Source organism: Pseudomonadota bacterium (assembly GCA_013285445.1).
GTDB lineage: Bacteria > Pseudomonadota > Gammaproteobacteria > Xanthomonadales > Wenzhouxiangellaceae > Wenzhouxiangella.
Map to the genome: position 1 here is coordinate 3,392,620 of CP053448.1, position 12,628 is coordinate 3,405,247.

At 63.9% G+C, this 12,628-nt stretch carries 10 protein-coding genes; 4 read left to right on the forward strand and 6 right to left on the reverse strand.

The features are described 5' to 3' along the window. Positions 1–112 precede the first annotated feature (112 nt). From pyrC to xrtH, 5 genes are all read right to left on the reverse strand, one after another. Positions 113–1,150: a dihydroorotase gene (gene pyrC / locus HND55_15010; protein ID QKK03851.1), complete on the reverse strand. Its 1,038-nt coding sequence runs from the start codon at positions 1,148–1,150 to the stop codon at positions 113–115. A 192-nt stretch (positions 1,151–1,342) separates the two neighbouring features. Then, positions 1,343–2,917: a cation:proton antiporter gene (locus HND55_15015; GenBank protein QKK03852.1), complete on the reverse strand. Its 1,575-nt coding sequence runs from the start codon at positions 2,915–2,917 to the stop codon at positions 1,343–1,345. A gap of 192 nt (positions 2,918–3,109) precedes the next feature. Then, complete coding sequence (pdxH, locus tag HND55_15020; GenBank protein ID QKK04146.1) at positions 3,110–3,688, reverse strand: pyridoxamine 5'-phosphate oxidase; 579 nt, start codon at positions 3,686–3,688, stop codon at positions 3,110–3,112. Positions 3,689–3,702: 14 nt separating this feature from the next. Next, a complete protein-coding gene (locus HND55_15025) occupies positions 3,703–4,521 on the reverse strand; it encodes an SDR family oxidoreductase (GenBank protein QKK03853.1) in 819 nt (272 codons plus the stop codon). Beyond that, positions 4,518–5,036 (reverse strand): exosortase H, encoded by a 519-nt coding sequence (gene xrtH / locus HND55_15030; protein ID QKK03854.1) that lies wholly within the window; start codon positions 5,034–5,036, stop codon positions 4,518–4,520. The genes HND55_15025 and xrtH overlap by 4 nt, the downstream gene beginning before the upstream one ends. Positions 5,037–5,295: 259 nt before the next feature. Between xrtH and HND55_15035 the strand changes: the two genes are divergently transcribed. From HND55_15035 to HND55_15045, 3 genes are read left to right on the forward strand one after another with little or no spacing between them, the layout of a single operon-like run. Next, positions 5,296–5,799, forward strand: a complete 504-nt coding sequence (locus HND55_15035; protein ID QKK04147.1) for a shikimate kinase — start codon at positions 5,296–5,298, stop codon at positions 5,797–5,799. Continuing rightward, positions 5,796–6,866, forward strand: coding sequence for a 3-dehydroquinate synthase (gene aroB / locus HND55_15040; protein QKK03855.1), 1,071 nt, complete (start codon positions 5,796–5,798; stop codon positions 6,864–6,866). The genes HND55_15035 and aroB overlap by 4 nt, the downstream gene beginning before the upstream one ends. Further along, positions 6,863–7,906: a uroporphyrinogen decarboxylase gene (locus tag HND55_15045; protein QKK03856.1), complete on the forward strand. Its 1,044-nt coding sequence runs from the start codon at positions 6,863–6,865 to the stop codon at positions 7,904–7,906. The genes aroB and HND55_15045 overlap by 4 nt, the downstream gene beginning before the upstream one ends. A gap of 64 nt (positions 7,907–7,970) precedes the next feature. On the opposite strand, the gene HND55_15050 is transcribed toward HND55_15045, so the two are convergent. Then, positions 7,971–11,900 carry a hypothetical protein gene (locus tag HND55_15050; protein ID QKK03857.1) on the reverse strand — a complete coding sequence of 1,310 codons (3,930 nt, stop codon included), beginning with the start codon at positions 11,898–11,900 and terminating at the stop codon, positions 7,971–7,973. A gap of 80 nt (positions 11,901–11,980) precedes the next feature. On the opposite strand from HND55_15050, the gene HND55_15055 reads away from it, so the two are divergent. Further along, positions 11,981–12,550 carry a sigma-70 family RNA polymerase sigma factor gene (locus tag HND55_15055; protein ID QKK03858.1) on the forward strand — a complete coding sequence of 190 codons (570 nt, stop codon included), beginning with the start codon at positions 11,981–11,983 and terminating at the stop codon, positions 12,548–12,550. The last annotated feature ends 78 nt before the right edge of the window (positions 12,551–12,628 follow it).

Sequence of the window (12,628 nt, forward strand, 5' to 3'; positions counted from 1 at the left end):
CCAAACTGTTGTCAGCAAGGCTCAAGCATAGCGCGTCGCGGTCAATTACGCATCTGGCCCGGACTATTCATGACTACAATCTGCTGCGGCGACATTGCAAGCCGGGCAACGTTCAGTGGCTGATGCGCCAGTGCACCGTCTTGCCTGCATGAAGCGGTATGATCGCCTCCCCCGCGTCCCATTGCTCGGGCACGGCCCATTCGTGTCGTTCCAGGGTGATGGTCTCGGCGTTGCGCGGCAAACCGTAGAAATCCGGGCCGTGAACGCTGGCGAAGCCTTCCAGCCGGTCCAGCGCACCGGCGCGCTCGAAAACCTCGGCATAGAGCTCGATCGCGGCCGGGGCGCTGAAGATGCCGGCACAGCCACAGGCCGACTCCTTGGCGTGGCGCGGATGCGGTGCCGAGTCGGTACCGAGAAAGAACTTCGGGTTGCCGGAAGTCGCGGCCGCCACCAGCGCCCGACGATGCGCTTCGCGCTTGATGATCGGCAGGCAGTAGTGATGCGGCCGCAGACCGCCGACAAACATCGCGTTGCGATTGAGCAGCAGGTGATGGACCGTGATCGTGGCGCCGACCTGCCCCGGGGCCGCAGTCACGAAATCGACCGCGACCTTGGTGGTGACGTGTTCGAGAACGATCCTGAGCTCCGGGAAATCGCGCAGCAGCATCTCGAGGTGCCGTTCGATGAAAACCGCCTCGCGATCGAAGATGTCGATATCCGGATCGGTGACTTCGCCATGCAGCAGCAGCGGTACACCGGCGTTCTGCATCGCCTCCAGGGCCGGATAGGCCTTGCGCAGGTCGGTCACGCCGCTATCCGAGTTGGTCGTCGCGCCGGCCGGGTAATACTTGACCGCATGGACGAAGTCGCTTTCGGCAGCCCGAACGATCTCCTGCGGTGACGTGTTGTCGGTCAGATACAGCGTCATCAGCGGTTCAAAGGCCGAGCCATCGGGCCGTGCCGCCAGGATGCGATTTCGATAGTCCGCCGCCATCGCCACCGTGGTCACCGGGGGCAACAGGTTGGGCATGATGATGGCGCGAGCGAAGCAGCGCGCACTCGCCGGCAGCACCTGGGCCATGATCTCGCCGTCGCGCAGGTGCAGGTGCCAGTCATCGGGTCGACGCAGCGTCAGGGGTTGTGCAGTCATCGGATCAGACCGAAACAGGCTCGGTAAGCATTGTACCGGCACCCGTCAAGCACAGCGTAAGTTCAGGGCAAGGCCACAACCACCACCAGCACGCTTACAGCCGGCACGGTGACCGTAATCAGCCGGGTGTCAATGTTTGGCTGGAATCTACGTTACCGCGATCGATCAGAAGAGGTGCGTCGACCCAGAGATTCAGCCTGACCTGCCGTTCACCCCTTCCAGCTGCCGGACAGCATGACTGGCCAGGCTCTTGCCGGCTTCTTGCATGGTCAGATAGGTCTCATCAGCGCCGGCGGCACGAATGCGGTCAACGTGCTCGGCGTACAGCGCATGCGCCACGATCGGGCCAGTGAACCCGCGACCACGCAGCTTGCGAGCCGCAATCAACTTGGCTTCAATATCGTCCATCGCAAGAATCGCCACCTCGATCTGGCCGAGCCGGATCGAGTGCCAAAAGTCAGAATCCTCCGCATCGGCCAGGATGACCTTTCGGCCTTCCTGCTCGTGTTGCTGGACGCAGTAGGGGTCGGCATCAAGACCAACCACCCGATCGTCGCACAACGACAGCGCTTCGTAGGCGGCGGTGCCGGTCCGGCCCATGCCGAGAATCAGGGCGCGCGCATCGCCGAGATCCGGGGGAATCTCGTCGGGATGGGCCGTTTCCGTCTGGCACTTGCACAGCCAGAACTCGAAGCGCTCGAACAGCGGGTGGGCCAGGCGGTTCAACGGCGCGGCCACGGCAAACGACAGCGCCACGCTCAGCGCCAGCGGGACCAGCCAGTCGCTCATGGCCGGAATGCCGGCGGCGACGATCAGCCCGAACTCGCTGTAAGCGGTAAGCGTCAGAGCACCCAGAAAAGCATTGCGAGCGCGCAGCCGGAACAGCGCCAGCACGAAGAAAAACAGCGCGCCCTTGAGCGGCAGCGCCAGGCCCAGGACAAGGGCAAACAGCCAGTCGTCCGGCCCGGGCAGCCCGGACATGCCGATCTCGAGAAAGAACCCGACCAGAAACAGCTCCTTGAGGCTCCACAGCGATTCGGACAGTTCCTTTGCCCGGTGGTGACTGCCCAGCAGGAGCCCCATCACCAGCGCACCAAGCTCCGGACTGAGTCCAACCATCTCGAAACCGGCGCCACCGAGCACCAGCGCCAGCAGCATGCCGATCAAGACCAGCAACTCGTCGCGGCCGGTCATGTCGAGCAACCAGTGCAGCACCGGCCTGAACAGCGGCAGGACAAACACGCCCAGCGCCCAGATTGACGGGGCATGTCCGCCCCAAAGGCTCAGCACGAGCAGCGCCAACAGATCCTGGATGATGAGAATGCCGATGGCCGTCCGGCCGTGGAACGCCGTCAGTTCACGCTTGCCTTCGAGGATCTTGGCCGCCAGCACCGTGCTCGAAAACGCCAGCGCGATGCCGACAAGAACGGCAAGGTTCCAGTCCAGACCGAGCAAAAAACGCAAGCCTGGGGCCAGGACCGCCACGGAAATGAAGAAATGCAGGAGCCCTCCGCCAATGACCGGCGGCTGCACCAACTGGCGCAATTTGAGCTTGAGTCCGACCGTGAACAGCAGCAGCAAAACGCCGAGATGAGCGACATGGTGCAGGATATCGCCGGTATAGGACGGCAGCACGCCGAAGCGCTGGCTGATCCAGTTCAACCCGAAACCGGCAGCCAGAAATCCGACCAGCGGTGGAAGCCCGATCTGCTTGACCAGCAGACCGAGAAAAAACGCCAGTCCGATACAGAACACTTCAAACATCACATACTGCCCGTTGCAGAGCCCGAGTGATCCCTGCCGCTCATTCTGCAACATTCAGCGCATTGGAAGCGCTTGCCCGGCCCGGCGGACTCGTGGAATGCCTGAACCAGTCTGCGCGGAGCGCGTTTCAGTCGCAAAAGCCGGTCACTCCCGCGAAGGCTCCGTCGCGCCCGCCCCGGCTGGTTCAGACGTTGCTCAAGGGTAAAGCAGGGTCTGCTGCCAGCGTTCATCAGCCAGATCGAAGCAGACGCGTTCGTGCAGGCGGTACTCGCGCCCGTACCAGAACTCGACCCGACGCGGACGCACGCGAAAGCCGGACCAATACTCCGGGCGCGGCACCTCCCGACCCTCGAACCGGCTTTCGAACTTCGCGACCCGCTCAAGGAATGCCTCGCGACTGGGTAGCGGCGTCGACTGCCGAGAGGCCCAGGCCCCGATCTGGCTGCCGCGCGGTCGGGTGGCGAAGTAGGCATCCGCTTCGGCCTCACTGACTGCATCGGCACGTCCCTCGACAATGACCTGCTCTTCGGTCTCCCGCCACCAGATCACCAGCGCCACATCCGGACAGGTGGCCAGCTGCTGTCCCTTGCGCGAGTGCAGATTGGTATAGAACACGAAACCATCCCGGTCGTGGTCCTTGAGCAGTACAGTGCGCGCCGACGGACGGCGCTCGGCATCGACGGTCGCCAGCGTCATGGCGGTCGGCTCGGGCACGCCGGCGGCAACCGCCCGCTCAAAGCCGTCTCGAAAACGTTTCAGCATCTCGGGCGTCATTGCCCGGAAAGCGGTCATTCCAGCAGCGCTCCGTAGCCGCGTTGAAAATCAGGATAGCGAAAACGGTAGCCGGTGGCGAGCAGGCGCTGGTTGGCGACACGCTTGCCCTGCCCGTGGCGGGCATCGCTATCCTGCTCGGGACCGGCCACGCCGATCCTCTCAGCCAGCCACTGCAGCACCTCGCATCGCGCAGCCGGGCGGCAATCGCTGGCACAGTAGATCGGCTCGGGGTCAGGCAGTTCGAGCAAGTGGGCCAGCACACCGGCGCAGTCATCGGCGTGAATACGGTTGGTCCATTGAGGCGGCTGCGCCCGACAGCGAGCGCGGCCGGCGCGTATCTGGCGCACAAGCGCATCGCGGCCGGGCCCGTAAATGCCCGAAAACCGCACCACGACGGGCTCGGCCACTCCGGCGTCGAACACCGCGCGTTCAGCCAGACGCAGCACTTCGCCATTGAAGGCTGCCGGAACGGTCAACGAACGCTCATCAACCCACTCGCCGGCATCCTGACCGTAGACGGCGGTGCTGGATACGAAGATCAGGCGGCGTGTATCAACACGCCTCATCAGATTCTGCATCCCGTCGACGTAGGCTTGACGGTAGCCATTGCGGTCGCGCCGGTCAGGCGTGGCCTGGTAAACCACGGCATCCCAGTGAACCGGCAGATCGTCAAGCGTAGCGGGATCGAGCAGATCAGCCGCGTACGGCCGGATCGGCGCCAACAGGCGGTCGGCGCGGCGCCGCAGACCGGTGATCTGCCACTGAGCCGTGTCAAGACAAGCGGCCAGACGGGTGCCGATGTCGCCACAACCGGCGATCAGCACGCGTCTCATGAGGGTGCCGCCGCCGGCGGTGGCGAATGATCGCGCGGACGCGGCGGCAGCTTGCGCAGCCAGATCAGCCACACCACCAGCGCATCGAGAATGATCAACGCCTGCCAGAGGTAGAGATGAAACCAGTTGAACCAGGTCTCGTTCCACTGACCCATGTAGAACAGGCTGATGATACGCACCATGTTCAGGGCCTGGATGGCAAAAAACCCGATCACGAATCCGATCAGCTTGTGTTTGAGTGGCGCGGGAAAGGCAAACAGCGCGGCGAACAGGATAATCAGCGCCTCGACACCGTTGCAGCCTGGCTCGATGCTGACGGCAAAGCCGCTCTCGATATCCCGGATAATCTTTCCGGCCGAGACCACGCCTGAATCGAACAGCTCGATCAGAAACACGCTGACCTTGGCAATACCCGCGGTAAACGGGATGATGACGTGGGTTTGCACCGGCTGCAGCACCTCGATGGTAAACAGCGCCAGTAGCAATACAACGAAGAGAACGGAAAAGCGCAACATATCGGTGAAGCGGCTCGAATCTGGGGCGCTTATGGTAACCAAACTCGCGTCATGGCGCAGGCAAGGGACGCCGGGTCACCGAAAGATTCACTGATCTGCGTGATAGCATAATCGTTCTGTTCAGCTGGCCCTTCGACATTGCCATGAAAGTCCGTCATCGCGCCTCTGCACCCCCCTGCAGACAACCGGAGATCGCAGCTTGCCGGTGACCGAACACGGCACAGACACGGCCCCGAACCGTATTTTCCTGATCGGCCCGATGGGCTCAGGCAAGACCACGGTGGGGCGGCATCTGGCCGATCGGCTCGGCATGGCCTTCATCGACCTGGATCATGCCCTGCAGAAACGCTGCGGTGTCGAGGTGGCGGTCATCTTCGACATCGAGGGCGAAGCCGGCTTTCGCAGGCGCGAAAGTGACCTGCTCGACGAGCTCAGTCAGCGCGATTCGCTGGTGCTGGCAACCGGCGGCGGCAGCGTGCTTGACCCGGACAATTGCCGGCGGCTGAGCGAGCGCGGACTGGTGGTCTTTCTTGAAACCAGCGTTAATCAACAGATTCGGCGGCTTGAGCGTGACCGCCAGCGGCCCCTGCTACAGGCTCCGGACCGACGGCGTCGACTGACCGAACTGGCCGATCAGCGCAACCCGATCTATCGTCGCGTGGCCGATCTGACGGTGCGCTCGGCCAACGTCCCGCCCCCGGCCATGGCCGAGATCGTCGAACGCGCGATTCACGACCACTGCCGTGAGGTGCACAGCTCATGAAAACCGTACAGATCAATCACGCTGCCGGGGCTTGCCCGGTCTACATCGGACCCGGTCTGATCGGAATGGCCGGGGCATGGACACGTCACATTGGCGGGCGCGTGCTGGTGGTCAGCGACGAGACGGTTGCGGCGCTCTATCTGGAACGGCTGGAGTCCAGCCTGGCCGGTTTCGGCTACCGCAGCCAGGTGATCGTTCCACCCGGTGAAACTCACAAGACCCTGGCCAGCTGGCAGCGCATCATCGATGCCCTGGTCGAGCTCGGCGCCCAGCGCGATGCAACGGTCATTGCGCTGGGTGGCGGGGTGATCGGCGATCTGGCCGGTTTCGCGGCCGCCAGTTACATGCGAGGGATACGCGTCGTGCAGATGCCAACAACCCTGCTGGCTCAGGTCGACGCGGCCGTCGGCGGCAAGACCGGGGTCAACCACCCGGCCGGCAAGAACCTGATCGGGGCCTTTTACCAGCCGGCAGCCGTGGTCGTCGATCTCGATACCCTCACCTCGCTCGAACCGCGCGACTACCAGGCTGGACTGGCCGAGATCGTGAAGTACGGAGCAATCAGGGACGAGCGTTTCTTCTACTGGCTGGAGAACCGGATTCACGCGCTCTCGGCCCGGGTTCCCGACGTGCTGGCCGAGGCCGTCCAGTCGTCGGTTCGGCACAAGGCCGAAGTGGTGGCTGCCGACGAACGGGAGTCCGGCCAGCGGGCGCTGCTCAACTTCGGCCACACCTTCGGTCATGCGCTGGAGACGCTGACTGACTACCAGCGTTACCGCCACGGTGAAGCCGTGGCCATCGGCATGGTACTCGCCGCCCGGCTGAGTGAGCGAATTGGACGACTTCCGGCCGGCCAGTCGGAGCGCATCGCCCGACTGCTCGAGCGGCTCGGGCTGCCGACCGCATTGCCCGGCGATGTGGATCCGGAGCGGCTGCTGTGCCTGATGCGGCTTGACAAGAAGAACCGCGCCGACCAGATTCACCTGGTGCTGCTCGAATCGATCGGCAAGGCCGTGGTCGAGACCTGCCCGGCCGACGAGATTCGCTCCGTCCTGGTGGCGTTATGACAGACCGCTCCCAGGCTTTGCTGATGCGCGCACTGCGGCGCGAGCCGGTCGAACGCACCCCGATCTGGCTGATGCGCCAGGCGGGTCGCTACCTGCCCGAGTACCGGGCCACGAGGGCGAAGGCCGGCGACTTCCTGACCCTGGCATCGACACCGGAGCTGGCCTGTGAAGTCACGCTGCAGCCGATCAAGCGCTATGGCTTCGACGCCGCCATCCTGTTTTCCGACATCCTGATCCTGCCGCATGCGATGGGCCGGGGGTTGCGCTTCGAACCGGGCGAAGGACCCTGTTTCGAGCGCCCGGTTCGCACGGTTGCCGATATTGACAGCCTGCCCGTACCGGATCCCAACGACGACACCGGCTACGTAATGAACGCCGTGCGCCTGATCCGCGACGCCCTGCCGACGACGACACCGCTGATCGGCTTTGCCGGCAGCCCCTGGACCGTGGCCACCTACATGATCGAAGGCCGCAGCAGCAAGGACTACGCCCTGGCAAAGCGGCTGTTGCTGGCCCGGCCCGATGCCGCCGGCCGCCTGCTGAATCACCTGGCCGACGCCACTGCCGCCTACCTGACAGCTCAGGTCGAGGCCGGGGCTGATGCGCTGATGATCTTCGACTCCTGGGGCGGCGTGCTATCGCCGCGGCTCTATCGCAAGTTCTCGCTGGCCTCGCAGCAGCGCATCGTCGACCGGATCAAGTCGGCCTGCCCGGGTATACCCCTGATCCTGTTTGGCAAGGGCTGCGGACAGCATCTGGAAGCCATGGCCGACACTGGCTGCCAGGCCCTCGGCGTCGACTGGACGCTGGATCTGTCCGAGGCCCGCCGCCGGGTCGGTGATCGCGTCGCCCTGCAGGGCAATCTGGATCCGGCCGTGATGCTGACCGCTCCGGATGTGATCGCGACCGAGGCCCGCCGCGTGCTCGACAGCTTCGGTGACGGCCCCGGTCATATCTTCAACCTCGGCCACGGCATCACGCCTGACGTTCCACCGGAACACGTTGCCTGCCTGGTCGAGACGGTGCGAAGGCACCGCTGAGCATCTCGATGCTCCAGTCGCACCTGCTCGCGAGCAACAATGCCGAGCCGGTCCACGGGCTGGTCTAAGGCGCATTGAATCGATCGCTGAAGATGCGATTGACATTGAGGATCGTGCGCGTGATATTGGCTTCGGTCACCTCATTGACGGCTTCGGTTGCCGTCGTAAAGCGCAGCCGGATGCGCGCATCGGTGTCTGCCAGGACCACGTCCGGATCGGTGGCAAAGCTCAGCGTCACGGTGCGCTGCTCGCCGGCAACGAAATCGCCGAAGTCGCAGTCGATGGTCTGGCCGCCGTCGCTGATCGCGCAGCTGCCTTCCGAGCTGCCGGTGAACACGACGCCGGGCGTATCGATCTGCCCGTTCATCGCAATCGCCTGGGCGGTCAGGCCGGCCAGGCCCTCGGGCTGGAGATTGCCGACGATCACGTCGATGGTGAAGGCCTCGCCGGCCGGCACGGGTGCCGGCGGCGTCTCGCCCTGGTCATCGGGCAGTTCGATGCCGAGATTGACCAGCAGCTGTGGCGTGAGCTCGACGGTCTGGCATCCGCCCCGTGAGTCCTGGTCCTGGATGCAGAAGTGAACCGTCTTGATCCCGGGCGTGCTGAAGGTGTGCTGGGCAATGCCGTAGCCGGTGCCGCGACCCTGCAGTGGCTCGACCAGCAAAACGCCCTCGATGAACGGATTGTCCGGATCGTCGTCATTGACCCCGCCTTCGACCACGGTCTGCTGAGAATTCCAGACCACGGACGTGAAATAGGCGTCGGGATCGACCGCCCCGTCGTCATGAAACACGCCGCGGATGGCGAACGGGAATCCCAGGCCGACGCGCGCGGGGAGTTCGACATCGGTGACCTGCGGCGGATCGTCGATGAACACGACCTCGATCTCGACCGGGGTCGGCTCGGAGTCATCGACGCCGTCGTTGGCCACGAAGACGAAGCGATCGCTGCCGAAATAATCCTCGTCGGGCGTGTAGGCCAGCGTGACGGTCGCATTGTCGCTGGCAACCGGCACGAGCGTGCCATGGGCCGGTGAATCCACGATCTGGTAGCTCAACACATCGAGTCCGTTGAAATCGATGCCAAGAATGCCGTCCGGATCCTCGGCGACCAGCGTGACGTCGAGCGGTACCCCCTCATCGGTGATCACGGACTGCGCGATACCGACCGGCGGCCGGAAGTTGCGGGCCACGTCAATGAGCACGGTGCCGACATTGCTGTCGGCCAGGCCATCGCTGGCGATGAACTGAAAGCTGTCGGTCGCGCTGTGAAAGTCGAAGTTCGAGACATAGGTCACGGTGGCCGAATCTGCGGTGATGTCTTTCAGTGGCGAGGTCTCGAAGACGTGCACGAAGCCCTCCTCGCGGTCGACGACGTAGAACTGGGTCGAGTTGACCGACACCGCGCGCGGCCGGCCCATATTGCCGAGCACGAAGCCGGGCTGCTCGCCCTGGTTGACGCCGGTACCGGTCGACAGGGCCTGGCCGGCGAAGGTGCCGTCGGGTGCGAAGCGCTGGACGCGATAGTTGTCCCACTCGGCGATGTAGAGCACATCGTTGGGATCAATGGCGATGTAGAGCGGTTCGTTGAACTGGCCGGGCTCTTCACCCTCCAGGTCTGACTCAAGAAGTCCGCGAGTGCAGGTGACATCGGTGCAGGAAAAGCCCTTGCTGATCTTCTTGTCTTCATCGCAGGCGTTGTTGCTGCTGGTCTCGCAGCGGCCCATCCAGCCGACGTAGTCGCCTGTCACGAACTGACCGCCTTCATCGAAAGAAGAAGCGGTGAATTTCTCGATACGCTCGTTGGCGCAGTTGACCATGTAGAGATTGCCGTTTGAGTCGACGTCCATGGCATAGCCCAGCGAACTGCTGCCGGCGCAGGAGGGACTGGGCGTCGGAAAGGGCTCAGCGGCATTGAGGGTGGCCAGGTAAATCGGATCGGGCGGATCGTTGCGGATATCGAACACGAATACACGGCGCTTGTCGGTGATGTAGAGCAGTCCCTGGCCGGAGTCGACCCGGGCATAGGCCACGCTGGCAGCCTGCAGGTTGGGCGCCGAGTCGCTGTCGACGCTGCCCAGCGACTGGCAGAAATCCGGTCGGTGGTCCTTGCCGACGAAGTCGGTGGCGCAGCGGTTGACGATGATTTCCCGGCTGGAGCCCGAACCAATGGTCTTGATTTCATAGAGCAGGCCGTCGCGGTCGATCACGAAGGCATCGTTGAAGCCTTCGTACTGAATCTGGCCGATGAAGTTGCCGTCCCGGTCCCAGGTCGAGATGCGCGGAAAGGAGCTGGCCGAGCTGGCCGAACACTGCCAGTAGTGATCGACCATGTAGACCTTGCCCTGATCATCGACGTGAACGAATTCGGGCTCGTAGACCCAGTCGACGTCGATCTTGTCGGCGTTCGGGCCCGACAGCACCTGGCAGACGTTGTCGTAGAGCCAGGCGGCACGATTGCCGCTCAGATAGAACGCTTCGCCGTACGGCCCACCGGGCGAGGTGCGGTAGTCCTCGATGAAGAAGGGATACAGCGGCGCGACGAATTCGCCGTTATCGGGGCGATCACTGATCCTGAACGACAGCGGATCGAAGCGCCCGTCGAGGAAATCCGGGTCGCTGCCGGAGAGCACCACGTCGATCGGCTCGGAGGTCAGCGTGCTGGCCGAAACATCGCTGACTGTCGGCGCCGTGTTCGTGCCCTCGGCCTTGACCGTGATCAACTGGTCGCCGAAGCTGCTGTTGCCGGACGCATCGGTGGCCGTCCAGGTGATCGGCGAGCGGCTGTCGATCGGATAGAAGGCGGGACCATCGTTGCTGATGGCCGGACTCGGATCGGCGAGATCGACCACGCGCGCCGCGCCAAGGATGACCTCGTCGGCATTCAGGCCCGGTTGAGCCGCCGGCACCTCGATCACCCGGCTGGGCGGCGGCACCATGATCGGTGCCTGGGTGTCCTCGACCAGGATCAACTGCGAGGTGGTCGCGATGTTTCCGCCACCGCCCGGCAGCGGGCCGGTGTCGGACGCGCTCCAGGTCAGCAGGGTGAAACCGACGTTGAGCAGCGGTGGCGCGTCGTTGCCCAGGCTGAAGGGTTTGCCGCAGGGATCGGAGGCCTGGATGGTGCCGCGCAGGTCAGCGGCCACCCGCCGATACAGCACACCGCCGAAATCAGTGGCTTCGAGCGTGATATTGGGCTGGCTGGTCGAGATCTGCGGCGGGTGCAGCTTGTAGATCGTGATCTCCTGCTCGCGTTCATGCACCACCGAAGTTCGCCCATCGAACAACTGGGAGGCCGTGACCAGCCCGGTTTCAAGCGCGATGTTCTTGATTACTTCCCGGGCGGCATTCTGCGACGCGGCCTGGCGCGCGGCCGTCCAGCCCTGATTGGCCACGGCCGCACCGTACTTGATCGAGTTGTAGGCCAGCAGGCTGGCCGGGATGATGATGTCGAAGGCATCCGAGATCTGGGTTTCAGCCCGCCAGTCGATGCGATGATTGCCGGACGGAAACTCGACCGTTTGTTCTGAATGCTGGTCAGGCAGGATGTGCGCATTGACCGCATGCACATTGACATCGGTATTGGCATGAACCACCTGGACCTGACCGGTGCGCGTCAGCTCGCCCCATTCTCCCGGCGCATTCTTGAGTGTGGCGAAGCCGAGCAGATTCTTGTAGTCGGCAATCGACTGCGGCAGGTCGAACTCGTAACGGCAACCATCGTTGGAGTTCGGCCATTCGTCCCAGTCCCCTGGTGTAACGAAGATCGCGCGGGTGTCCTTGAGCCCCAGGTTGGTGCCGAAAGTCACCGCGCTGGCCGGAATGCCGAATACCGGGTCGGGCACGAACGAAATTGGCAGCGCCAGGTTATGGCTGGCGATCAGGGCGGTGATCTGAAGTTCGAGGTCTTCATTGACGTCGGCACGAGCCGTCATTCCAGCCAGTGCCGCGAGGGGGGCAACGGCCAAAGCGATCAGCAGTCGAAGGGCAGTCATGGCGATGCTCGCAACGCGGAGTGTATTCCCCTATGCGCCGGGCGGGATAGAATCGAATCATCTACTTCCGGAGTGGCTGCATGCCCGTTTCCGCCAACATCGAGCTGACTGCCTTGCTGCGTCGGTCCATGGCCGGGGACGCCAGCGCGCGCGAGCAGCTGTGGCGCCACGTTCACGACCAGCTTCGGACCATGGCGGGGCGTCGCCTGGCGCGTGAGCCATCGAATCGGGACCTGGATGCCACCGAGCTGGTCCATGAGGCGTTCTTCAAGCTCGATGCGCTGGCCATCGAGCCGCGCGATCGCCTGCATTTTCTTGCCCTGGCCGCCCGTGCCATGCGTCAGGTGCTGGTCGATCAGGCACGCGCTCGTCAGCGCGACAAGCGCGGTGGCGGGCAGATGCCGATTACACTGCTGACCCACCATGCCGAAGACAGCGGCGCCCGGGTGGTCGACGTACTCGATCTGGAGCAGGCCCTGTCGGAACTCGAACGTCTGGACGAGCGCAAGGCCCGTGCCGTGGAGCTGAGCTACTTCGGCGGCCTGACCGATGAACAAGTCGCCCAGGCCCTGGCCGTCTCGAGTGCCACCGTCAAGCGCGACCTGCGCACCGCCCGGGCCTGGTTGGCGAGCACGCTCGGTGATGATTGACCCGGCGACAGTGGCAATCTCGTGGGTCGTGCCCCGGTTCAATGCCCGATAATGTTCGTTCATTCCCCGAAGGCTTTT